The following is a 24399-nucleotide window of genomic DNA, read 5'->3' as shown; positions in this document are numbered from 1 at the left end:
GAATATCCTTATTCTACCTCGTCCCAAGTAGTGGTTTCCCCTACATATATGTTCTTAACTGCTTCCGTGGAGATATCCTCTAATGGGTTTTCATTATTTATTATTACAGCTATTCCATCCATAGCTATGGTAATTGGAGTAAGGGACTTAAGCTCACTATCCTTTAGCTCTCTGCTTGCCATACCTATATCACAGGTTCCATCCATAGCACCTGTCATTCCTGCAGTGGAATCACTAGTCTGAATCTCTATAGTTGCATTAGTATTTATCTCTTCATAGGCTTCCTTAAGCTTTTCCATTACTGGGCTTACAGAGGAGGAGCCAGCTACAACAACCTTTCCTTCTGGCTTGCTTCCTGAATAAGCTTCTGCTGCATCATCTACAGCTATATAGCTATCGGATACTACTGCTTGTCCTTCAGCACTTAAAATAAAGTCTATAAAATCCTGAGCTACCTCTGAAATATCCTCTTTTACGGCAATGTTAAAAGGTCTAGAAACCGCATAGCTGCCGTTCTTTATATTTTCTGAAGAAGCTTCCACTCCATCTATCTTTAAAGACTTTACTGTATCATTTAGGGATCCAAGAGATACATAGCCTATAGCATATTCATCTCCAGAAACATTAGTAAGCATTACATCAGTTTTACTTGTTATTATTGCCTCTTCTGTAGTTCTATCTGTCTTTGTTCCATCCTGTTGCTTTTCTTCAATTCCCATGAGCTCAACAAAAGCTCCTCTGGTACCGGAACCATCCTCTCTAGATATAACTGATATATATTCACTACTGTCAAAGCCTTCTGATCCTCCAGAGCAGCCTACAAGTACTGTTGTAGCTGCTGATAAAGCTATTGCTGCCTTGATTAATTTATTTAATTTCATGTTATTTCCTCCTGAATTTATAAGGTTTAAATCAACTTTACAATTTACATTGTACAAACCCTCTGTAAAAAACTAAGGAGTGTACTGTAAAATCTATGTAAAATCAACTTTATTTTTTTAGCTAAAGATAAGAAAAAATAAAGAGTATCTTTATAAAGAAGTGTTATAATATTTTTATTAATATTTTTATCATTTACCGATTCGAGGTGTTTTTATGACAGGAGCTAATGGACTTATACTAGAAGGCGGTGGCATGCGAGGAGTATACACTGCTGGAGTACTTGATTTCTTTTTAGATAAAAACATATCCTTTGACGCCTGCTATGGAGTATCAGCAGGAGCCTGCCATTGCTGTAGCTATCTCTCAAAGCAGAAAAAGAGAGCCTTTGAGACCAATGTGAACTATTTAAGGGATAGAAATTACTGCAGCTTCTACAGCTTAGTTAAAACAGGAGATCTTTTTGGAGTAGATTTAATATATAACCAAATACCTAATAAGCTGCATCCCTATGACTTTGAAGCCTTTGATAATAATCCTTCAGTTTTTAAGGTGGTAGTAACTAACTGCAGAACTGGTAAAGCAGAATATATAACCATTGAGGACCTTCATGAGGATATCATAGCTGTAAGGGCCTCCAGCTCTCTACCATTGCTGGCTAGGATGGTAGAAATAAAAGGAGAAAAATACTTAGATGGAGGGATAGCAGATTCTATTCCCCTCCAGAAGGCCATAGAAGATGGTAACACAAAAAATGTAATTATACTTACTCAGCATCCAGGCTATAGAAAGGGTCCCAACAAAATGCTGCCCTTAATTAAAAGAAAATATAAAGCTTATCCTAAGCTTATTGAGACCATAGAAAAGAGGCATATTAATTATAATGAAAGCTTAGATTTAATAGAACAAGAGGTTAAGGCAGGTCGTGCTTTTGTTATACAGCCTAAAGAACCAGTAAATCTAGGAAGAATAGAAAAAGATAAAGAAAAGCTTACAGCCCTCTACGAAGCTGGCTATAAGTGTGGAGAGGAAAGCTATGATAGCCTTATGGCTTTTTTAAATAGTTAAGCTTAAGAATTTATTACTCAATTGTGGTAATAAAATATATAGTTAATAAAAACTTGGGAGGTAATCAACAATGAGCTTTAAAGCTGTAGACCCTAATACCTTTACTGTTAACCCCTTTACCCTCATAGGTAAGGAATGGCTTCTTATTACCGCTGGAGATGAAAAAGGCTTCAACACCATGACCGCCAGCTGGGGGGGCTTAGGAGTATTCTGGAACAAGAATGCTGCCACCATTTATGTAAGACCTACCAGATACACTAAAGAATTTTTAGATAGGAACGATACCTTCACCTTAAGCTTCTTCACTGAAGAATACAGAGAAGCTCTAGCCCTCTGCGGGAGGGTTTCTGGAAGAGATGTGGACAAGGTAAAAGAAACCAAGCTCACCCCAGTCTTCCATTCTGGAACAACCTATTTTGAAGAAGCCAAGCTAGTTATGGTATGCAAAAAGCTCCTTCACAGCGACCTATCACCATCAGACTTTGATCAAAGCCAGTACGACGCCCTAATGTATCCCTTGAAGGATTATCATACTCTCTATATTGGAGAGGTGCTGGAGATTCTAGAAAAATAAAAGACAACGAAAACAAGCTTCTAAAAACAAATGCCCGCTATTGCGGGCTTTTGTTTTCTCTATGAAAAAGCTCATACTCTATCAATGACTTTGATATTTTCATGGCTTTAATTGTAGGCTCAAACCGCTTATACTGAGCAGTCCCTTCTTCATACTTACTCTGCGCCTTTTCTGTTTTACTTATAATAGAAGATACTGGCGGTAATGCAGCCATCAATTCTTCTCTAGTATACGTATCTATAGTACTGTCAGCAGCTATTAAAGCTTTAGAAATATACAGTGCTTTTATCCTATTCCTAAGGAGAGTATGTTGAGATGTCCCCTCAGCAAATTTAGGCTGTATTTTCTCACACCTGCTAATAGTTGATGCTACTACTCTCAAGGCTTCTATTAAATGTTCTTTTGTAAAATTGTCCATAATATTTTCTATCCATACTCCCATATTTAATTCTGTTCACATTATCATATTATAGTAACATAATAAGCTGTATTCTTACTAGTAAACACTAGGATCATATTACAATTAATTAATTCAAAGCTTTTAATAGTTTAATTCCTATGACTGTAGCAGGAATTCTGTAATTTGGAGAAAGATTTGACAGTATTACAACGGCTACACCTCTTTCAGGGCTGAACCCCATATAACTGTTATAATCATCAGTTCCTCCATTATGCCATATTATATTATTTTCTTTATCAATAAGCCATGCCATGCCTATTGCATCCATATTGATATTCATCATCTTATTTTGTACAGTAGATTCTGAAATTTCCTTTATACTTTCATGGCATTGTGAAAAATATTTTTCTTGATCCATCTGCATCTGTGCATAAGCTAGCATATCTAAAATGTCAGAGGTAATGGCTCCTGCTGGTAGATAAGCATCATTATCTTTCCAATCCCAATAATTATTCAAGTCACCATCTTTATTAGATATTTCTGTATTTGGCAGCTGTAAGTCATCTTGAAGGTATTGATTCATTAAAGCGGTGTAATCTTCTTCATATACTTCTTCAAGAACTAAACCTAACATTGCATAACCATAATTAGAATAATTAAAGGAATATTCTTCATTAGGCAAATCTATATCAGATGCTTTGTCCAGAATCATCTTCTTTGTAATTCCATAGAAATCATTTCTTCCTTTGAGGAAATTAGATATCATTTGACTTTCAAAATAATATGGCTTATATCCAGATGTATGGGTTAGTAATTCTTTTATGGTAGGATAGCTGTTTCCCTTCGATAGTGAAAGGTACTCATCTATAGTATTATTTATTCCTATTAAACCTTCCTCTATTGCCTTGGATATCATTGCCGCAGTAAAGGTTTTTGTAAGGGAACCTATTTCATATGTATGTAGCTCTGATGATAGTTCTTTACCGTTTTCTCCATAGACCCTATAAGAAGCTTTATCATTTTCTATAATACCAACGGTAATTATAGCCTCTTCATTGCCTTTCATAGTATATTCAAGCGCTTCCTGAAAAGATAGTTCAGGAATTTTTCTCATTTGGTACTTACTATAGATATATAAACTAACCATAACTAATCCTATACAAATAGCGATAACCGCTATTGACCTTAAAACTTTTCTCTTCTTCATTTTTCCAACCCAAGCTCCTTGTCTTAATGGCCAAATGAACTATCTTCTCCATTAACTGTATTATACTATGCTGTGTTTTTACTAATAAGCACTATTCTTTAAATAGTTTCAAATACTTCTTCTTGAATGTCAGCTGCCTCTTCCTGAATAACACTCATAGCTTCTAGCTGTTTCTCCCTATCAGAGTATTCCAAAAGGTGCTCCTGCTCTTTTTCTGTGAAATTATCAAAATATCTTCCGCTCCAGGTATCTAGCTCGACATCAAATTTTAAGTCATCATAATACTTTTCATAATCCAACACCATGCATTCTGCTCTCCAAAGACCATTTTCCTTCTGCTCTACATTTAAGAGCTTATAGTCTTTAAAATTCTTCTCTACTAAATATGTGTCAATTAATGCTTTAGCTTCTCTCCTCTTTAGATATTTAATTCCGCTGATAACACCAGTGATAAGCCAAAAAACTGCTTCACCAGCTATTCTTCCATAAGACGAGCTTACTATTTGACTGATTATTAAGGCCAGTATAACAAATCCACTTTTTTTGATAAATCCTACTATCTTCTCTATAGCGCCCATACCCACTTCTCCCTAAACAAGTTATAAAATAATTCCACACTATAAATTTATTATATCTGAACATAAATTTATTTACAATTATTACATTAATATCCTTATTTATACTTATTAAAGTATTATAATAGTATATATATAGCTGTATATCTCTAATATTCAAACAAGCTATTATTTTGCTTCGGCATCATGATAAATATCATATGAAAGAAAGGGTTGATGATTTATGAACAGCAACAACAGTTTCATATCAAGTGGATTACGGAGGGCTTATAAATAACCCTCCAATATAATTTTCTGGAGGTTATAAAATGATTACTTTAAAAGAGATTGATGAAAATAACTGGCTTCAAGTAGCACGGTTAAAGGTTTCGGAGGAACAAAAAGGCTTCGTAGCATCTCCTATGGGAATTCTAGCGAGAGGTTATGTTTATAGAAATTGCCGGGCTAGAGTCTTTGCAATTGCATCTGATAAAGCTATTATAGGCATTACAATGGTACGGGATTTAGACGAGGAGCCTACATGTTATGAGCTGCAGCAGCTTATGATCGATGCTGGATTTCAAGGTAATGGATATGGTACTGATGCCCTGAAGAAAATCCTTAATATCCTTAAGGATGAGAGAAAATACTCTTCTGTAGAGGTATGTGTTAATAAAAATGACTTTGCTGCATTGCACCTATATAAAAAGGTTGGTTTTCAGGATACTGGTTATATATCAGAAGATGTGCCCGATTGCTACAACCTCAGATACTCCCTTTAAGCTGGTCAATTTAATAAATAATAATTATTTATTCAAAATAATTATTATTTATACTTAAATGGTTAAAAATTCCTTTGCAGTATGATAGAATAATATATAAAAATTATAAATATTTAGATAACATATCGTTAATGTTTCTATTTATGTAAGGAGATGATTTTATGGGAGATTTTTCTTTTAAGACCTTAGAGTACACACGCCCTGATTTTGAAAATATCAAAAAGGAAATTGAAGTACTCACAAAGCAAGTAAAAAATGCTGGAAGCTTTGAGGATGTACAGGCTGCTATGAATACCGTAGAGGAGCTTAGCTCAAAGCTTGAAACTCAAGCAGTTATAGCTTTTATCAGACACACCTTAGATACCACCGATGAGTTCTATGAAAAAGAAAACGAAACGGTAGATAACGAGCTTCCACTACTGATGGTGAATTTAACAGAATTCAATAAAGGGCTTTTAGAAAGTCCATACAGGGAGGATATAAATAGAGAATACGGAGAAGAGCTTCTTAAAAGGATTCAGAGAGGCTTAGATAGCTTCGATCCAGTTCTAGTGCCCTACATGCAGGAAGAGGCCAAGCTTACCAATGCCTATCAGAAGCTCATGGCTACAGCTAAAATAGATTTTGATGGACAGGTTCTTAACCTATACGGGGTTCAAAAGTACTTTGAGCATCCTGATAGAGAGATGAGAAGAAAGGCCTTCAAGGCGTATTCTGACTTTTATAACAGCAATGAAGAAAAGATGGAAGAAATCTTTGCTGAGCTAGTGAAAATAAGAAATAAAATGGGTAAGGCTCTTGGTCATGAAAACTTTATTCCCCTTGGCTATCTTCAACAAGGCCGAAGTGATTATGGACAGAAGGAGGTTGCAGCCTTCAGAGAGCAGGTAAGAAAGGAAATAGTTCCTCTCTGCTCAAAGCTCTATGAAGCTCAAGCTAAAAGAATCGGTGTGGACAGCCTCATGGTTTATGATGAAAAGTTCATCTTCCCCGATGGAAATGCAGAGCCCATTGGTGATGAGGCTTATTTAGTTGAGGAAGCAAGAAAGATGTATCATGACCTCAGCCCTGAAACCGGTGACTTTATAGACTTTATGATAGACCATGATCTTATGGATTTAGTAAATAAGCCTAACAAGGCTTCTACTGGCTATATGACCTCCCTTAAAGATTATAAGGCCCCCTTTGTATTCTCCTGCTTTAATAATACAATAGGTGACATGCAGGTATTAACCCATGAGCTTGGTCATGCTTTTGCTGGCTATGAAGCTATGAGGCATCAAAAGACATCAGAATACTTCAGTCCAAGCACCGATATCTGCGAAATACATTCTATGGCCATGGAACAGTTCTCCTATCCTTATGCAGAGCAATTCTTTGGTGATAAGGCAGATAAGTTTAAATTTGCTCATCTCCAGGAGGCTATGACCTTTGTTCCCTTCGGTGTTGCCGTGGATGAATTCCAGCACATAATGTATGCAAATCCTGAGCTAACTCCAAAGGAGCGTACCCTTGAATGGCATAAGCTCGAGGAAAAATACATGCCTTGGAGAAAATACAACGAGGATGAATTCATGGATAGAGGTGGCTTCTGGTATCACAAGCTTCATATATTCCTATATCCCTTCTACTATATAAACTACACCTTAACCACCATGGGTGCCATGGAGCTTAAAAAACGCTTTGAAGAAAATAAAGACCAGGCCTGGGAGGATTATCTCAATCTATGCAGGGCTGGTGCCAGCAAGAGTTATTTAGAGCTTCTTAAGGTAGCAAATCTTTCAGTTCCCTTTGAGGAAGGCAGTGTAGCAAAGGCTATATCCTATCCTAAGGAAGTGCTTTTATCTGAAATTGAAAAGATGAACAGCTAATTAAATAGATTCAATATAAAACATCAAAGGAGTCTAAGAGGAATCCCCCTCATAGGCTTCTTTTTTTATTTTTGATGGCTACAGCTTTTAATTCACCCTTATTCCCCTAGTAAATTTTAAAGTTTTATATACAATATCCTAAAAATGTAACAAAATAAAAAAATTATGTTATTATATAAAACACAACTATTCTTGGCTGAAATATAAATTATAGCGTTCTTACTCAGGAGGTAGTAAAATATGCACCAACAGGAGGTTGTAAATCATGAATCAAGATCACAAATTTCCTATGAGGTATAAGGATCGATATATCCTTAAGCTCAAGGAGTATTATATTATAGGCTGGTTTCGCTCTGAGGTTAGGGCAGATGCTTATGAAGCGAAGGATTCCTATATGTCCCTTGAAGCCTATCAAGCCCTCCTTCAGGATTTTGACGCAAAACCAATCCCCATGATAGGTGAAAGCAAACTAACAGATATTCAGGAGTTGAGAGAGGTCAGCTGCTTTATCTCCTTAGAAAACTGCAAAATGGCTATAGATTATCTAGAAAATCTATATAACTGCAGAGAAATAAACCATGAAGAGGAGCTTTTAAAACAGGAATTACGCCATTCAGAAATTAAAAAAGAGGATCTTTTAAAAGCCATGGACCAAATGCTCCTAGACGAAGAACTGGAAAAGGAGCTTTTACAGCAAGAAGAAGATGAATTAAATTATTATGTGGATCTAACAGAAGAGGATATAGAGGAATATTTAAACCAGCTACAAAAAGATCCAGACAGCACCACCACTGAAGATAACAATACAAAGGGCAAAAAGACTGATAAAGACGATGAAATTTAAGTTATAATAACAGGGAACCAGAGGATATTTTTATACGCTCTGGTTCCCATTTTTTATATATTTTTCTATAAAGCAAGCCTATAGATATTTTCTATATCCTTAGGTCCAAGAGGTACGAATCTTCCTATTCTTCTTTCCTCTGTAACTCCTAAGGTTTCCACCATCCTTGGTATATCCTTCTCCTCAGCTCTCAGCTCTCTAAAGTTTGTAGGCATACCTATTCCCCTTAGGAATTCCTTGAATCGCTTAATTCCTTCTAAGGCTGTGAGCTCAGGATTTGCAAAGTTCATATCACAGTCCCATACTCTAACGGCAAATTGTGCAAATCGGTTTACATCGTGGTGCATTACATAGGTCATCCAGGCAGGGAAGATCACTGCAAGACCTGCTCCATGAGCTACATCATAAAGGGCTGAAAGCTCATGCTCTATACCATGGCTGGACCAGTCCTGCTCCCTTCCAACACCAACTATATTATTGTGAGCAACCATTCCTGCCCACATTAGATTGGCTCTTGCCTCATAATCCGTTAAGTTATGGATAATCTTAGGAGCTTCTGTAATGACTGCCTTTAACACAGCTTCACATAATCTATCGGTGGTTTCCACATTTTTAGTATTAGTAAAATATCTTTCACAAACATGAGCCATGATATCTGTAACACCACAAGCTGTTTGATATGCATCAAGGGTGCAGGTGAACTCAGGATTTAACACAGAAAATCTTGGTCTTAAGGCTTCTCCAGAAGCTCCTCTTTTAAGCATACCATCCTCATGGGTAATAACTGTATCTGGTGAGCCTTCGCTTCCTGCTGCAGCTATAGTAAGTACTGTTCCTACAGGAAGGGCATTGCGCACAGACATATCCTTGCTGTAAAAGTCCCAGAAGTCTCCTTCATAAACAGCTCCTGCTGCTATGGCCTTAGCAGAGTCAATAGCACTTCCTCCACCTACTGCCAGGATAAAATCTATCCCTTCTCTCCTACAAAGCTCAATTCCTTCATACACCAGCCCACTTCTAGGATTTGGCTTAACTCCGCCTAGCTCTACATACTCTAGTCCTTCTTCCTTTAAAGAGTTAAGTACGGCATCTAATACTCCATTTCTCTTTACAGATCCGCCACCATAATGAACCAGAACCTTAGAGCCTCCAAAGCGTCTTACAAGTCTACCAGTTTTTTTCTCACTTTCTCTACCAAAAGCAAAATAGGTTGGTGCATAAAAATTAAAATTGTCCATAAATACCTCCTAAATATATAATAATATTTTTTCAGCTTTATTTTTAAAAATGAAAAGCTATCTTCTTATGTTTATTTTTAGAAATCGTTTTCCAAATAAAAATATTCTCTGCTTATACTATATCATAAGATAATGACTTCAATATATTAAATGTCTTTTAATATTGATAAAAACCATATAGAGGCTAAATCCAAGAAATAATTCATAGGATTAGCTTCCATACAGTTTTAGTTTAATGATTTTATAGGGCGTATACCTCTAGTCCTTCCCTATCCTTGTTTTCTTTATAAGCATTAGTAGCAGCTACTAATGCTCTTAAGGTATCCAGGGTGGTTATTACTCCTATATTTTTCTCTACAGCAGCTCTTCTTATTATAAAGCCATCTCTTTGTGAGTTATTACCTTTAGTGGGGGTATTGATTACTAAGTCTACTCCTAGGTTACTTATGATATTTAATATATTAGGCTCTTCTTCTCCAAGCCTTCTAACAGTCTCATTGGGAACTCCTATAGAGGTTAGGTAATCAGAGGTTCCTTTGGTACTTATAAATGCATAGCCTAAGTGCTGAAGCTCCTTAGCTAGCACTCCGAATTCTTCTTTATCATTATCATTTATTGTAGCTAATATTTTCATGGTTCTAAATTTAAGTCCCATTTTTGCTGCCATAAAGCCCTTGTACATGGCTTCATTTATGGTTTTACCTACTCCCAGCACCTCTCCCGTGGATCTCATCTCCGGACCTAAGGAAACCTCAACCCTGGGAAGCTTCTCTGTAGAGAATACCGGTACCTTAACTGAAATCAGCTCCGGCTCCTTATATATATCCACTCCATAGCCTAAAGCCTTAAGCTTCTCTCCCAGCATTATTCTTGTGGCAAGCTCCACTATAGGAACACCGCTTACCTTACTTATATAAGGTACTGTTCTGGAAGCCCTAGGATTAACTTCTATTACATAGAGCTCTCCCTGATATTCTATAAACTGAATATTGATCATTCCTTTTATACCTATGGCTAAGGCAAGCTTCTTAGTATAAGCAAGGATATTTTCTTTTATTTCCCCTGCTATATTCTGGCTTGGATACATGGTTATGCTGTCTCCAGAGTGAATTCCTGCTCTTTCTAGATGCTCCATAATCCCTGGTATCAATATATCCTCTCCATCACAGATGGCATCTACCTCCAGCTCCCTTCCCATGAGATATTTATCTATGAGCACAGGGTTCTTCTTATCCTTAAGGAGGGCTTTTTCTAAATAGTAGCTAAGCTGCTCTTTAGTATAGGTAATCTCCATGCCCTGACCTCCTAAAACATAGGAGGGTCTCACAAGGACGGGGTAGCCTAATTCTTCAGCCTTTTGGAGACCTGCCTCCTTACTCCATACCCCTATCCCCTTAGGTCTTGAAATATTAAGGCTTTCTAAAAGAGCTTCAAATCTTTCCCTATCCTCTGCTTCATCAATCTGGGAGAAGTTTGTACCTAGAATCTCTATTCCCTTCTTCTCTAGGAAGGATGCCAGCTTTATAGCCGTTTGCCCTCCAAACTGAAGTATTACTCCTTTAGGCTTTTCCTTATCGACTATATTTAATATCTCCTCCTCTGTGAGAGGTTCAAAATAAAGCTTATCAGAGATATCAAAATCAGTGCTTACAGTTTCAGGATTATTATTGACTATTATGGTCTCATAGCCAAGCTTTTTTAAGGCTTTAACAGCATGAACAGAGGCATAGTCAAACTCTATTCCCTGACCAATCCTTATGGGTCCTGAGCCTATTACTATTACCTTTTCTCTGCTGCTTACCACCGATTCATCTAAGGTATTGTAGGTAGAATAATAATAAGGGGTTTCTGCCTCAAACTCTCCTCCGCAGGTATCTACCATATTATATACAGGGTATATATTCATTGCTCTTCTCAGCTGGTATATCTCATCAGGGCTTATTCCCATAAGGCTGCCAATACCCTTATCAGAAAAGCCCATTTTCTTTAAGCTGTGGAGGATATCATAGGTTAAATCCTTTATAGTAAGCTTCTTCACTTCCTCTTCCTTATCTATAATATTTTTCAGCTTTCTCACAAAGAAGCTATCTATCCCAGTTATATTACAGAGCATATCTTCTCTGTAGCCTCTTCTTATGAGCTCCGCTATGGCAAATATCCTCTCATCATCAGGAAACATAACCCTTTCCTTCAGCTCTCCTAAGGTCATTTCCTTCATTGCCCCATACTCTAAGGTATACACCCCCAGCTCCAGAGAACGAACAGCCTTTAAAAAGGCCTGCTCAAAGGTGGATCCTATAGCCATGACCTCACCAGTGGCCATCATTTTAGTCCCCAGCTGTCTTTTTGCCGTAGTAAACTTGTCAAAGGGCCACTTAGGGATTTTTACCACAACATAATCCAAGGAAGGCTCAAAGCAGGCATAGGTTTTCTTCGTTACAGCATTTTCAATTTCATCTAAGGAATAGCCCAGAGCAATCTTAGCTGCCACCTTTGCTATGGGATAGCCTGTTGCCTTTGAGGCCAGTGCTGAAGAACGGCTAACCCTTGGATTTATCTCTATGACCCCGTACTGAAAGCTCTGAGGATTTAGGGCCAGCTGAACATTACAGCCTCCTTCTATACCTATGGCATCAATTATTTCTAAGGATGCGCTTCTTAAAAGCTGGTACTCTTTATCTGATAGGGTCTGGCTTGGAGCAACCACTATGCTGTCTCCTGTATGAATTCCTACAGGATCTATATTTTCCATGTTGCAGACGGTGATGCAGTTACCCTTAGAATCTCTCATCACCTCATACTCGATTTCCTTCCAGCCCTTAACACTCTTTTCTAGAAGAACCTGCCCAATGGTGCTCAGCTGAAGTCCCAGCTCCAAAATCTCTATAAGCTCCTCCTGATCATTTGCTATGCCTCCACCGGTGCCTCCTAGGGTGTAGGCTGGTCTTACAATCACCGGATACCCTATCTTTTCTGCAAAGGCCATCCCTTCCTCTAAGGTGTTTACTATTTCACTTTCTATGCAGGGCTGACCTATCTTTTTCATCTCTTCCCTAAACAGCTCTCTATCTTCTCCCTTTTTAATAGACTCTATAGGGGTACCTATTACTCTCACATTGTATTTATCCAGTATCCCTTTTTCATAAAGCTCTACAGCTAGGTTTAAGCCTGTCTGTCCTCCCATTCCCGCCAAAATACTGTCTGGTCTTTCTTTTTCTATTATTCTTTCCGCAAACTCTACCGTTAATGGCTCTATATATATTTTGTGAGCTACTTCCTTATCTGTCATTATAGTTGCAGGATTGCTATTTATAAGTACAACCTCTATCCCTTCCTCCTTAAGAGCCTCACAGGCCTGAGTTCCGGAATAATCAAACTCTGCTGCCTGGCCAATTACTATGGGACCAGAGCCTATAACCAGCGTCTTTTTTATACTTTTATTTAATGGCATAGCCTTCTCCTCCTAGCTCCAGAAATTCATCAAATATACTATTAATATCTCCAGGTCCTGGGCAGGCTTCTGGATGAAACTGAACAGTATATATAGGCAGCTTCTTATGCCTCATCCCTTCAAGGGTTCCATCATTCATGCTTATATGAGTTGCTTCCATACCCTCTGGAAGCTTATTTACATAATACCCGTGATTTTGAGAGGTTATATAAACCTTATCCTCCTTAACTGCTTTTACAGGATGATTGCAGCCCCTGTGTCCGAACTTTAATTTGGAGGTTTCCCCTCCCAATGCCAGGGCCATGAGCTGGTGTCCAAGGCATATCCCTCCTATAGGCTTTTTATCCACAAGAGCTTTTAAGTTTTGCACAGCTTCCCCTAAATCTTCTGGGTTTCCTGGACCATTGGATAAGAATACAAGCTCAGGATTTAAAGCTAGTATTTCTTCAGCCTTTGTATATGCTGGTACCACTGTAATCTTGCAGCCTCTCTTTTTAAAGGAGCGTATTATATTTTCCTTTGCTCCAAAATCCATGAGAACCACATGCTTTCCTTTTCCAGGAATAGTGTAGCTTTTAGAGGTAGTTACCTCCATCACTGCTTTAGAATTATCAAAAGCCTTAAGCCTTGACTGTACCTCTTCCTCCGTGGGACTTCCAGTGGTTATAATCCCTCTCATGGTTCCATTATTCCTGAGAAGCTTAGTCAGCGCTCTTGTGTCAATGCCTTCTAGAGCCATTATCTTATTGTTTTTTAAGTAATCCTCTAGGGTAAGCTCACATCTAAAGTTTCCTGGGTAATAACAGGCCTCTCTCACAACAAAACCTCTTACCTTAGAGCTTACACTTTCACCATCCTCTAAATTTATTCCGTAGTTACCTATTAGAGGATAAGTCATCACTACAATCTGACCGTAATAAGACGGGTCTGTGAGCACCTCCTGATATCCCGTCATCCCCGTATTAAATACTACCTCCCCAACGGTCTCCTTCATATATCCAAAAGCTCTTCCTGTAAAGACCTCACCATTTTCCAATATTAATTTACCTTCCATAATAGATACCTCCTATTTTTACTGACGGGATAAAAAATAAAAAGGATAATTCAGAGAACACAAAATGCTCCCTTCCTTATCCTTCAGCTATCTATTATTAAATTCTTCATAACATTTTTATGTAGCAAAAAAACACACATATTCATGCTCCTTTCTGGCCTCACAGGACCAAATTAAAGTATTATGCACCAAAATAAAATACAATTATCTATCTTATGAAAAAGTTTATTAGAGTTTCTTTGGGTTGTCAAGATAAATTTAACCTATGACATAATAAATCATCTCTATGTAATTATAGCTCTCTGGAAGTCTTCTCCAGAGCAGTGAACCTTCAAAAGCTCAATGGCTTTATCCAAAAGCTCCTCTAGTCCTTCTTCCCCCTCAAAGGAGTAAATCACCATAATTATCTCCTCGGTACTCTCTGTAATCATTGCCCTAGTACTATCACTGGTGGGATTGCCAAAGTAGCCTGAGTCATCCTTAAGAGCAGGAAGATATTCTATGTTTAGAAGCTCTTTTCCTATGCCCTCATACTGGGAGCCCTCTACAGCTCTTTCCAAAAGTATTTCCTCCCGGATCTTAGATGTATCATAAGTTCCCAAAGAAAATCCTGATGCTATGGAAAGTATATTGTTTACCTCTACCACATTGTTTATATGATAAAGTCCCTTCCCCTGCTTTGTTCTTCTTAGCATTGCCTCCGCTGAATTTCTGTACTTAGTAGGATCCTTACCTAATGCTCTATAAGCCTTTCTTGTGGCTCCTATATGAGGGTAGTCAGTAATATTACCACCTTCAAGAGTCTCAGCTGCTACTCCTAGGGTATAGTCAAGAATTTTAATTAGCTCCTTATTACTCTTTTCAACCTTAACTCCGCACTGTAATATTCCAAGGCTTGCTTCAGGAATCAGTTCTTTAATCTCCTGACTAATATTAACTATTTTCACTAATCATCACCTCTGCACCTATATATTCATATTTTTTAAGTATATCATTAAACTTCCTCATTTGTATATTTATGCTTTTTAGTGCTATTATTATATTGTTAAAAGGAGATGTAGCAATGAAAAATGATTTCTCTAAAGGTAGTGTCGTAGGAAATATTTTAAAGCTTGCACTACCAATGACACTAGCACAGCTTATAAATGTACTTTACAATGTAGTAGATAGAATCTATATAGGCAATCTACCGGAGAATTCAACTCTAGCCTTGACGGGTCTAGGAGTAGCCCTGCCTATAATAACAATGATTACAGCCTTTACCAACCTCTTTGGTATGGGTGGTGCTCCTCTTTTCTCCATAGAAAGAGGGAGAGGAAATGAAAAGGAAGCAGAGCTTATCATGGGAAACACCTTTGTTATGCTTTTAATTTTTGGTGTACTACTCACCTTGTTAGGTCTTATATTTAAGGAACCTTTGCTTTATCTATTTGGAGCTAGTGATGCTACCTTTCCCTATGCTAACAGCTACATAACCATATATCTTTTAGGCAGCGTCTTTGTGATGGTTGGCCTTGGTATGAACAGCTTCATCAATGCTCAAGGCTTCGGCAGAATAGGTATGACTACCGTAGCTATAGGAGCAGTAGCTAACATAATATTAGACCCGATCTTTATTTTTCTTCTGGATATGGGAGTTTCCGGTGCTGCACTGGCCACGATAATCTCTCAGTTTATTTCTGCCCTATGGATTTTTAAATTTCTTACAGGAAAAAAGACCATCTTAAAGCTTAAGCCAGAGTGCTTTAAGCTGAAGGCTAAAAGAATGAAGAGAATTGTCACCTTAGGTATGTCAGGCTTTATCATGGCCGTAACCAACAGCCTGGTTCAAATAGCTGCAAATTCTACCCTCCAGCTCTATGGTGGTGATTTATACGTTGGTATAATGACTGTTATAAACACCATTAGAGAAATGACCATGATGCCAGTTCGTGGAATAACCAACAGCGCACAGCCAGTTATGGGCTACAATTATGGTGCCAAGGAGTACAAAAGGGTAAGAAAGGCTATTTCCTTTACCTCCATAGCCTGCATAATCTATACCACTGTAGTCTGGGCAGTGATTTATGCCTTCCCTGGATTTTTCATAAGCATATTCGATAATAATGCTGATATAGTAAGTAAAGGAATTCCATCCTTAAGGCTTTATTTCTTTGGCTTCTTTATGATGTCCCTACAGTTTTCTGGACAATCGGTTTTTGTAGCCCTAGGGAAATCTAGACAAGCTATATTCTTTTCATTATTAAGAAAAGCCATCATAGTAATACCCTTAACCCTCTACCTGCCAAGGATAAATAATCTCGGCACCACTGGAGTATTCCTCGCTGAGCCTGTATCCAACTTCATAGGTGGGGCAGCCTGCTACATAACCATGCTTCTGATGGTATGGAAGGTTCTCAAGAAAAAAGAGAGAATAAAAGAACTCTCAACCTCTAAAGTTTAATATATAACTAAAGGCTTTTAAGATATTCATAGTTTATCTTAAAAGCCTTTTTATTAATCTATAAAATAATACTAGAAATATGGCATAAAGCAGAAAATTTCATAAGGAAACAGCCTTTATTCTATAAAGTTATTTATATCCTCCATTGTGAATTGATCACCACATCTTTTCAGCTCTCCTAGGACTCGCTTAACACCATACTCTGATAAAAACCAGTTCTTTTTGGTAATATTAGAGACATTATAGGGAATCACCAAAAATTCAACCTTGGGGAAAGCCGATTGATAAAACATTAAGCTTCGTCGTGCATGAAATGATTTGCATATCAAAAGCACCTTGTTTATTTTTATATTATGCTCGTCAACAACCTTCCTTGTAAATACAGCATTTTCTCTTGTAAAGCCTGATTTATTTTCACCAACTATAGCCTCTTCAGGAACTCCATTCAATAGAAGAACATCCTTATAAAAATCATATTCTGTTTCATATTCTTTGTTATATATTTCTCTATTTGACCGTGGTCCTGGAAACCTTCCCGTCTTGATACTTACTCCTCCACCTATAAATATAACAGGAGCATAAGAACTTTTCCAAAGGTCTGCAGCCATTTCCGCTGCTTCTGGATAAGAGCCTCCTGTTATCATTATGGCATCTGCTTTTTGTGGAATATCTTCAACGAATATAAAATCACTAATATCTTTATTAATATCCTTCATCATATCCCCCCTAAAAATAATAAAACAAATACTCTGTACCGTTAACTATCAAGGACTGATCCCCAGTGTCCTTTAAGTTTGAAGATATTATCTATAAAGAAGTAATTGATGAATTCTCCCTTTTCCACCATTGCCTTAAGCTCCTCTTCATTAACCCACTTGGCATCGGCAACCTCTTCATATTGGAGAGTTAAGCTCTCTAAGGGAATATCCTTTTCTATCATCCAGTAGTCATCAAAGCCTTGTTCAAAGTTTATAGTCATAAAGGGTCTATGGCCTTCAAGATTTACATCTATTCCTAGCTCCTCCTTGGCTTCTCTTTCCACGGCTTCCCTGCTGCTTTCTCCTAGGACTGCAGAGCCTCCTACAGTGAGATCCCAGAGACCAGACCAGCCCTTCTTCCAAGGTTGTCTTTTTTGTATGAGAAGCTCACCTTTAGAGTTAAAGATGCAAAGATGCACCACCAGGTGATAATCTCCTTCTGCCATTGGTACTCCTCTTTTATGAATCCTATCTGTAAGGTTTCTATCTATATCATAAATATTCCAGTATTCCTCCTGCATAATCCAACCTCATTTCTCAAAATCAAAATAATTATTGTAATACCGCTTTCGCTCCTAATAGATCTCTATCTATAATTATATACAATTTGTACCATAACCTCAAAAGCTTATTAATCATGCCCCGGTACTATATTTTTATCAGGTATAATATTTCCCCGAGAAAAATGAAAGACTGAGAAGCTTAAGATTCCTATGCTTCCACAGTCTTTTCCCTTATCCCATATTATATTCTAATTCTTTGCCTTTTGTACCTTCAGCTGTTTCCCTTTAACAGTAGAGTCCTTCATGGCTTTAAGGACTTCCTCTCCCTTGTTATTTAGGATTTCTACATAAGTAATATTCTCTTGTATATCAATTATCCCTATGTCTTCTGCAGTAATTCCAGGGACTCTGCATATAGCACCTACAAAATCCACAGCTCTCAGCTTTTTCTTCTTACCGCCATTAAAGTAAAGCTTAGTTATGCTCTTATTTAGCTTGTGGCCTTTTTCCTCTTTGATTTTTGGCTTTGAGGCTATCTTATTCTCAAAGGCATCCCTCGCTTTATCTACTTCTGAACGACTAGGCACTTGCCTTCTTTCCAGAGAAAAGCCTATATACTCTTCAATATCCTTTAAAAATCTTTCCTGTCTGTCTTCATTGATAAAGGTTATTGCTGTTCCTTCTTTCCCAGCTCTTCCTGTTCTTCCCGTTCTATGAACATAGCCTTCCTTTACCTCAGGGATATCATAATTAACCACTAGATTTACATTATCGATGTCTATTCCTCTTCCAGCCACATCAGTGGTGATAAGATAAATAAACTTACCTAGCTTAAAGTCCTTCATAATCCTTAATCTATCATCCTGCTCTAACCCTCCATGGAGCTTATTGCAGGGATAATCCTTAGCCTTCAGCTTATTATAAAGCCTGTCAACGGCTTCCTTGGTATTACAAAAGATTATGCAGCTATCAGGGTTCTCCACCTTAGTTATATCCATGAGAAGCCAATCCTTATCTTCTTTAACCTCATAAAGATAGTGCTTTATATTCAAAGCAGTTATCCCTTCACTTTCTATCTTTATGCTTTCGTAGGACTTCATATATTTAGTGCAGAGGCTCTTTATTCTCTCAGGCATGGTAGCAGAAAAGAGCATAGTTACCCTATCCTTAGGAAGATAACTAATAATCTCTCCCACCTCTTCAATAAATCCCATCTTTAAAAGCTCATCGGCCTCGTCAATAATTAGGTATCTGATTTCATCACCCTTTAAGGTTCCTCTATTTAGATGATCAAGAACCCTACCAGGAGTACCCACAGCAATATGAGTCTTCTGCTTCAGCTCCCTTTCTTGATAAGAAAAGGGCTGTTTACCAAATAGCGCAGCTACTCTCAGCCTCTTAAATCTTCCGATATTAGTAAGCTCCTCCTTCACCTGCACCGCTAGCTCTCTTGTGGGAGTTAAAACTAATCCCACAGGATTATTCTCCTCCCAGCTTATCTTCTCACAGAGAGGAATTCCAAAGGCCGCTGTCTTTCCGCTACCAGTCTGTGACTGAACAACTATATCCTTATCCTCTAGTGCGAGTGGAATTACCCTCTCCTGCACCTCCGTAGGCTTTGTATAGCCAAGCTCCTCCAGAGCCTTCAGTATTTCCTCACTGAAATTGTGGCCGTATTCCTTTTCCATATTAATTTCAATCCTTTTCTATATATATTTTATTATTAGTTTCTGTATTTTTCCTTATTAGTACATATAACTATAGCGATAAATGAAGGAAATTGCAATATTATAGAATGTGGATGGCACCATAGAAGTGAGAAAGTGTTCGTATAGAATGTGGATGGCACCATAGAAGTGAGAAAGTGTTCGCATTGGCAAGCTATTAGGCTACTCTTTTACCCAATAGCCTGAGCCATCGTTAGTTCTGTCGAGGAATCCATATTCTATTAGAGCTCGTCTTAGGGTTGCATAGTCCTCGAAAATCCTCTGGAGAGTTCTGTTAACTTCTTTTTCAGTATATTTTTTCTTAGGCTTGAAGCTTTTAGCAATAGTCTCAAGAACTATTACCTTTTTCTTTTCCCTGGCTGGATAGCTTTTCAGAGCTCCATTTTCATCGAAGTAGGTGGAAATAACCTTTATCTTCTCTTCCTCAGTAATTTTAAAGCGGTCATCTAAGGTAGTAGCTGTTTTATGAGGATCCGATATAAGCCCTTTATCTGTATTCCTTATATCCTTATCAGCTTCTTCCTTCAATAAATCCATCAATACAAGGAATAGCCTGGCCTGCTTTTCCTTTTCTCTAAGCTTGAATCTGTGGTTCCTCACTGTGGAAGGAGCTATCTTCATTCTTTCAGCCACCTCTTTATCAGATATCCCTTCTTTAAAAAGTGCTAAGAGCTCTCCCTGTACATCAGAAAGTCCTGTAAAGGAGGAGTTCATATTTAAAATGTAGTTAAACATGGAACCATGCTCCCTCTCCACATGGAGCTCTGCTGCTTTTTGGGCATCAAAGAGCATACCATCTATTTCATATATTCTTCCCTTGGTAAAAGCTTCTGAGCACACAAGGCAGCATATTTCCTTTTCTTCCTTAGCATAGCCTCGCTTAATTTCCTCTATTGAGGCGTTCCAAAAGTTATCGTCGTTTTTATTTGGCATTTTATTAATTCACCCCTTATATCGTATCTTATATATTTTTCCTAGTACATATAAGCCTTTTAATAATATAAGTATATACTTACAAAAATTTACTGTCAACATATTTACATTTTGTTTGTGTATAAATAAACAAATATTATTTAAGTTTAATATTTTTCTTTGTTCACTTAACAATATAAGTAATCTCTTATCATTTTAAGAATACCCCATCTCGACTTTTTGATAGCTCCCTTCTAACCTTTTATTATGGCTTCCTTTAGCGTCCTTTCATAATTACAATAAAAAAGAGAATAAAATGTCAAAATAAACATTTCATTCTCCTTAACTACTAATAAATATTTGGTTTACATAATGGTGAATGTCACCAAAGAACTGAGAAGCTTGGTTATAATAGGAACTAATATTTGTCCTAATAATCTACTAAGAAGCAGCATACCTAGGCTTGCCAACAAAGAAGGCGGCAAGGGCTCCTGGGCCTCCATAAACACCTACTACAGGGCCAATGAAGTTAATTACAACCTCTTTGAGATTAATTTTTTCTAGTATTATTTCTTTGAGCTTTTGGGCATCCTCGATAGCATCGCAGTGACCTATGTACATGGTGGTGGTTTCTGGATTCTCTATGTTGTTTATTATGTATTTTGCTAGATCCTTAAGGGCTGATTTTCTTCCTCTAGCCTTTTGGATAACATCAACCTTACCTTGATTGTTGATGGCTATTATGGGTTTGAGGCTCATTAATCCACCTAGGAAGGCTGCTGTAGAGGATATACGTCCCCCTCTTTTTAGGTGAATCAAGTCGTCTACGGTGATAAAGGTATTCAGCTTCCATTTGCTTTCCTCTAAGAAGCTCTTTACTTCCTGGAAGGTAGCTCCTTCTTCCTTGAGTTTTATGGCTTCCATAACCATGAAGCCTTGTCCTAAGGAAGCAGTTAAAATATCTACTATTTCTATATTTACATCAGGATTCTCATCCTGAATCATTCCTTTTGCTATATTTGCACTGTTGTAGGTTCCACTTAATCCTGAGGATACACATACATATATTATGTCTTTGCCTTCCTCAGCATATTTTTTAAAAGCACTATAAAATTCATCAGGGCTTGGCTGAGAGGTCTTAGGTACTTCTCCCTCCTCCATTCCTTTATAGAATTCTTTATGCTTAAGAGATACTCCAAAATCATCCTTATATTCTCTATCCTTAAATCTGCAAGTCAAGCTTACAAACGGAACATTTTTTTCTTCAATATACTCTCTTGGTAAATCGCAGCAAGAGTCAGTCATTAGTATATAATCTTTCATAATTATCTCCCCCAAATTGTTATAGCTGTATTATTACATAAATATGTTAAAATTTATAGACTTTTGTTAAAAATAGCTGTGAATTATAATCAAAGACGGTTATTTTTCATCGGCAGGGTATATTAGGCCTATCTGCCTCCTTATTTCATCCATCACCTTTATAGCTTCAATAGTCCTTTCATGACTGTTTAATTGAGATTCTGTCTCCCCCTGCTGAACAAGCTTTATAAACTCATCGATTTCATAGCAGATATTATCCATCTCTTGAGGCTTTGAAATCACTTCCTCGCTTCCATCTCTGTATCTTATAGTCAAATTATTAAAATCGTAGATATCCGAGGAGGTCAGCACCCCTTCCTCTCCCTGAATTTCACAGGGAAGACAAGAATTACTTACCTTTGAATAAAGCATTATTGCATCCATTTGTGCATATTTTAAAATAGCAGTTCCCTGAGCATCTACACCTGAATCAAGGAACTGACTACTGGCAATAATCTCCTTTGGACTACCAAAAAGCTCAATAATAGGATGAATGCAATAAATACCAATGTCCATTAAGGCTCCATTAGATAGCTCTCTTTTAAAAGCATTCATCACAACTCCTGCCTTATACTTGTCATATCTAGAAGAGTACTGACATTTGCTGAATATAGCTCTTCTTATGGTACCAAGCTTGTGTAAATTTTCTTTTATGGCAAGGAAATTAGGTACTACGGTGCTCCTCATTCCTTCCATTATCAATAGATTATTAGCCCTAGCAGCCTCTACCATTTCTTTTGCTTCTCTTAAATTAGAAGCAAAGGCCTTTTCACAAAGAACATGCTTTCCATTATTTAAAAATGTCATGGCATGACTGTAATGAAACGCATTAGGTGAAGCAATATATATAGCGTCTATCAAATCACTTTTTGCTAACTCCTCTAAATCAGTGAATATACTTTTAACCCCATACTTCTCTCCAAAGGCTCTCCCTGTAGCTTCTTTCCTAGAATATACTGCCGTCAGCTGAAAATCCTTAAGCTGGAGTGCGCCTTCCATAAAGGTATGGGATATGGTATTAGTTCCTATAATGCCAAATCTCACTGGTTTACTCATATAATTTCTCCTTTTTATAACTTAATTGTACATCTGGCAATACAAATCTATTACTTATAATTCCTTCATTATTATCATAATTATATTTATAGCCTTTATATTTTTATTATACTAATAATAAAAGAACAATTCACTTATAAAAACATATAAAAGTAAAAAAAATAGGAATAATTTTCTCACAAAAAAATTATTCCATTCTTGGAATCTCCAGCCTGAATAAGGTACTATTTTCTTTACTTATAATAATTATCTTTCCTCCAACACTATCAATAAACTCTTTAACTATTGCAAGTCCGTATCCTCTTTCCTTATCCTTTCCCTTAGTGCTATAGCCTGGACTATAAATATTCTTTAAGGCTTCTTCAGTAATTATTGGTACACCTTGTCCTATATTTTCAATATCAATTACAAGCTTCTTATAACCATTATAGCTATTATAATTTATCCCAGCTCCTTCTACGCCCTCTAAAGCTTCTACAGCATTTCTTATTATATTGCTCAAAATCTTATAAAGCTCCGGCTCAGATAAGACAATATTACTATAGCTTCCTTCATCCCGTATCCTTATATTTATCTTCTTACCATTAACTGATGTGAATAGAGTCTTAACAATGGCGGAAGCTTCTAAGCTCATCTGTCCGTCAACATCTATAAGTGCATATCTTTTAATAATATCCTTAAGCATTTTTTCTAGCCTTGTATAATCTCCTAGCTTATAAAGTCCATAAAGACCGCTTATCTCACTTCCATAATCATGCTTAAGCTTTTGAAGCTCAGTAATCTTTTCCGTAAGACTCCTATTCAAGGCCTTCATTTTAGATGCTTTTTCTCCCAACCTCTTTAAATAAAAAAAGCTCATAATAGAGATTATTATTAATATGCTGTACAAAAAGTTATGCACCTCTTTTAAAAATGAGTTATGCACCTCTTTTAAAAATGAGCTATTCTCTAACTCCATAAAAAAATTCTCCATAATTATCAAATCATCCGTGGGAAGAATCCTCCAATTAGTAGTATCGACAGCTAAAACTCCTAAGATCAGTCCTAAAGCTACGGGGATAAATAATTGCTTTGAAAATAACTTTATAGAGCTTAAAAAGCTGACTATTCTCTTTCTTGCTATAAAAGCTATAAGATAAATACTTCCTATTAAGATATATGATAGTGGAGAAGAATATATATTTATATCCTGATTACTTAACTTGCTTAAATAATAAACTATTATTAGACTTCCACTTACAGCAAATATATTAAAGGTGTATGCCAAGGTAAACCCTAATACTGAGCTATAAATATTCTTTCTATAGATTAAAAGATTAATTAATAGTGGACAAAATATGATTAGATATCTTCCATTAAAATCAAAATTTATATAGGCAAAAAAAACACCATTAACTATATAGACAACAATAGCTGATAGTGTCATTAAGTTATTAGGCCTTTCCTCGAAATCAAACAGATAATTAGTAATCCACAAAAAAGAATAAATCTGCACGATTATGGTCACTATTAGTATTAATAACAAAGCTATTGTCACCTCCTAGGGAGCTAATGTCGATAAATACAAAATTTTCTTTTAAATATATTATATAACAACGACTAATTTTCTCATAGAGATATACAAATTAACAATTTATTAAATTTTAAGTCTAAAAAAACAGCCGTAAACCGACAGCTGTTCTTAGGTTTTTTAAGCTTTAAACTCAATAATAGCTT

The 24399-nt window shown here is 36.9% G+C and carries 21 protein-coding genes; 6 read left to right on the top strand and 15 right to left on the bottom strand.

Annotated features, from left to right (window positions below):
- Positions 1-8 precede the first annotated feature (8 nt).
- Complete coding sequence (locus ACPWSR_RS09075) at positions 9-881, bottom strand: substrate-binding domain-containing protein (RefSeq protein ID WP_426347915.1); 873 nt, start codon at positions 879-881, stop codon at positions 9-11.
- Positions 882-1095: 214 nt separating this feature from the next.
- Here ACPWSR_RS09075 and ACPWSR_RS09070 point away from each other — a divergent pair, with 214 nt between their 5' ends.
- Positions 1096-1947, top strand: a complete 852-nt coding sequence (locus ACPWSR_RS09070; RefSeq protein WP_426347914.1) for a patatin-like phospholipase family protein — start codon at positions 1096-1098, stop codon at positions 1945-1947.
- Positions 1948-2017: 70 nt separating this feature from the next.
- Positions 2018-2521: a flavin reductase family protein gene (locus ACPWSR_RS09065; RefSeq protein ID WP_426347913.1), complete on the top strand. Its 504-nt coding sequence runs from the start codon at positions 2018-2020 to the stop codon at positions 2519-2521.
- 37 nt (positions 2522-2558) lie between these two features.
- Here the strand turns inward: ACPWSR_RS09065 and ACPWSR_RS09060 are convergent, their stop codons facing one another.
- From ACPWSR_RS09060 to ACPWSR_RS09050, 3 genes are all read right to left on the bottom strand, one after another.
- Positions 2559-2939: a hypothetical protein gene (locus ACPWSR_RS09060; RefSeq protein WP_426347912.1), complete on the bottom strand. Its 381-nt coding sequence runs from the start codon at positions 2937-2939 to the stop codon at positions 2559-2561.
- 109 nt (positions 2940-3048) lie between these two features.
- Entirely contained in the window at positions 3049-4128 is a 1080-nt protein-coding gene (locus ACPWSR_RS09055; RefSeq protein WP_426347911.1) for a serine hydrolase domain-containing protein, read from the bottom strand.
- Between the two features lie 98 nt (positions 4129-4226).
- The gene (locus ACPWSR_RS09050) at positions 4227-4706 is read right to left on the bottom strand and encodes a hypothetical protein (protein WP_426347910.1); all 480 of its coding nucleotides are present in this window, start codon (positions 4704-4706) and stop codon (positions 4227-4229) included.
- A 305-nt stretch (positions 4707-5011) separates the two neighbouring features.
- Between ACPWSR_RS09050 and ACPWSR_RS09045 the strand changes: the two genes are divergently transcribed.
- From ACPWSR_RS09045 to ACPWSR_RS09035, 3 genes are all read left to right on the top strand, one after another.
- A complete protein-coding gene (locus ACPWSR_RS09045) occupies positions 5012-5464 on the top strand; it encodes a GNAT family N-acetyltransferase (protein WP_426347909.1) in 453 nt (150 codons plus the stop codon).
- A gap of 161 nt (positions 5465-5625) precedes the next feature.
- Positions 5626-7335, top strand: a complete 1710-nt coding sequence (locus ACPWSR_RS09040) for a M3 family oligoendopeptidase (protein WP_426347908.1) — start codon at positions 5626-5628, stop codon at positions 7333-7335.
- A 265-nt stretch (positions 7336-7600) separates the two neighbouring features.
- Entirely contained in the window at positions 7601-8179 is a 579-nt protein-coding gene (locus tag ACPWSR_RS09035) for a hypothetical protein (RefSeq protein ID WP_426347907.1), read from the top strand.
- Between the two features lie 65 nt (positions 8180-8244).
- Here ACPWSR_RS09035 and ACPWSR_RS09030 read toward each other — a convergent pair whose 3' ends face one another.
- From ACPWSR_RS09030 to ACPWSR_RS09015, 4 genes are all read right to left on the bottom strand, one after another.
- Positions 8245-9417, bottom strand: coding sequence for an iron-containing alcohol dehydrogenase (locus ACPWSR_RS09030; RefSeq protein WP_426347906.1), 1173 nt, complete (start codon positions 9415-9417; stop codon positions 8245-8247).
- A 241-nt stretch (positions 9418-9658) separates the two neighbouring features.
- Positions 9659-12868, bottom strand: coding sequence for a carbamoyl-phosphate synthase large subunit (gene carB / locus ACPWSR_RS09025; protein ID WP_426347905.1), 3210 nt, complete (start codon positions 12866-12868; stop codon positions 9659-9661).
- Positions 12855-13922: a carbamoyl phosphate synthase small subunit gene (locus ACPWSR_RS09020; RefSeq protein ID WP_426347904.1), complete on the bottom strand. Its 1068-nt coding sequence runs from the start codon at positions 13920-13922 to the stop codon at positions 12855-12857. The genes carB and ACPWSR_RS09020 overlap by 14 nt, the downstream gene beginning before the upstream one ends.
- Positions 13923-14206: 284 nt before the next feature.
- The gene (locus tag ACPWSR_RS09015) at positions 14207-14869 is read right to left on the bottom strand and encodes a B3/B4 domain-containing protein (protein ID WP_426347903.1); all 663 of its coding nucleotides are present in this window, start codon (positions 14867-14869) and stop codon (positions 14207-14209) included.
- Positions 14870-14985: 116 nt separating this feature from the next.
- On the opposite strand from ACPWSR_RS09015, the gene ACPWSR_RS09010 reads away from it, so the two are divergent.
- Positions 14986-16365 (top strand): MATE family efflux transporter, encoded by a 1380-nt coding sequence (locus ACPWSR_RS09010; RefSeq protein ID WP_426347902.1) that lies wholly within the window; start codon positions 14986-14988, stop codon positions 16363-16365.
- A 116-nt stretch (positions 16366-16481) separates the two neighbouring features.
- Here the strand turns inward: ACPWSR_RS09010 and ACPWSR_RS09005 are convergent, their stop codons facing one another.
- The 7 genes from ACPWSR_RS09005 to ACPWSR_RS08975 all read right to left on the bottom strand — a co-directional run bounded on the left by ACPWSR_RS09005 (position 16482) and on the right by ACPWSR_RS08975 (position 24208).
- The gene (locus ACPWSR_RS09005) at positions 16482-17081 is read right to left on the bottom strand and encodes a YdcF family protein (protein ID WP_426347901.1); all 600 of its coding nucleotides are present in this window, start codon (positions 17079-17081) and stop codon (positions 16482-16484) included.
- Positions 17082-17122: 41 nt separating this feature from the next.
- A complete protein-coding gene (locus ACPWSR_RS09000; RefSeq protein ID WP_426347900.1) occupies positions 17123-17644 on the bottom strand; it encodes an NUDIX hydrolase in 522 nt (173 codons plus the stop codon).
- Between the two features lie 230 nt (positions 17645-17874).
- Positions 17875-19314, bottom strand: a complete 1440-nt coding sequence (locus ACPWSR_RS08995) for a DEAD/DEAH box helicase (RefSeq protein ID WP_426347899.1) — start codon at positions 19312-19314, stop codon at positions 17875-17877.
- A 201-nt stretch (positions 19315-19515) separates the two neighbouring features.
- Positions 19516-20286: a DUF2087 domain-containing protein gene (locus ACPWSR_RS08990; protein ID WP_426347898.1), complete on the bottom strand. Its 771-nt coding sequence runs from the start codon at positions 20284-20286 to the stop codon at positions 19516-19518.
- A gap of 420 nt (positions 20287-20706) precedes the next feature.
- Positions 20707-21588, bottom strand: a complete 882-nt coding sequence (locus ACPWSR_RS08985; RefSeq protein WP_426347897.1) for a DegV family protein — start codon at positions 21586-21588, stop codon at positions 20707-20709.
- A 99-nt stretch (positions 21589-21687) separates the two neighbouring features.
- Positions 21688-22683, bottom strand: a complete 996-nt coding sequence (locus ACPWSR_RS08980) for a Gfo/Idh/MocA family protein (RefSeq protein WP_426347896.1) — start codon at positions 22681-22683, stop codon at positions 21688-21690.
- Between the two features lie 187 nt (positions 22684-22870).
- Complete coding sequence (locus ACPWSR_RS08975; RefSeq protein ID WP_426347895.1) at positions 22871-24208, bottom strand: sensor histidine kinase; 1338 nt, start codon at positions 24206-24208, stop codon at positions 22871-22873.
- Positions 24209-24399: the final 191 nt, after the last annotated feature.

It is taken from the genome of Alloiococcus sp. CFN-8, assembly GCF_049943125.1.
In the GTDB taxonomy this organism is placed as follows: domain Bacteria; phylum Bacillota; class Clostridia; order Clostridiales; family Clostridiaceae; genus JAEXZL01.
The sequence above is the reverse complement of the archived record's forward strand: the minus strand, read 5'-3'. Positions and strand labels throughout refer to the sequence as shown.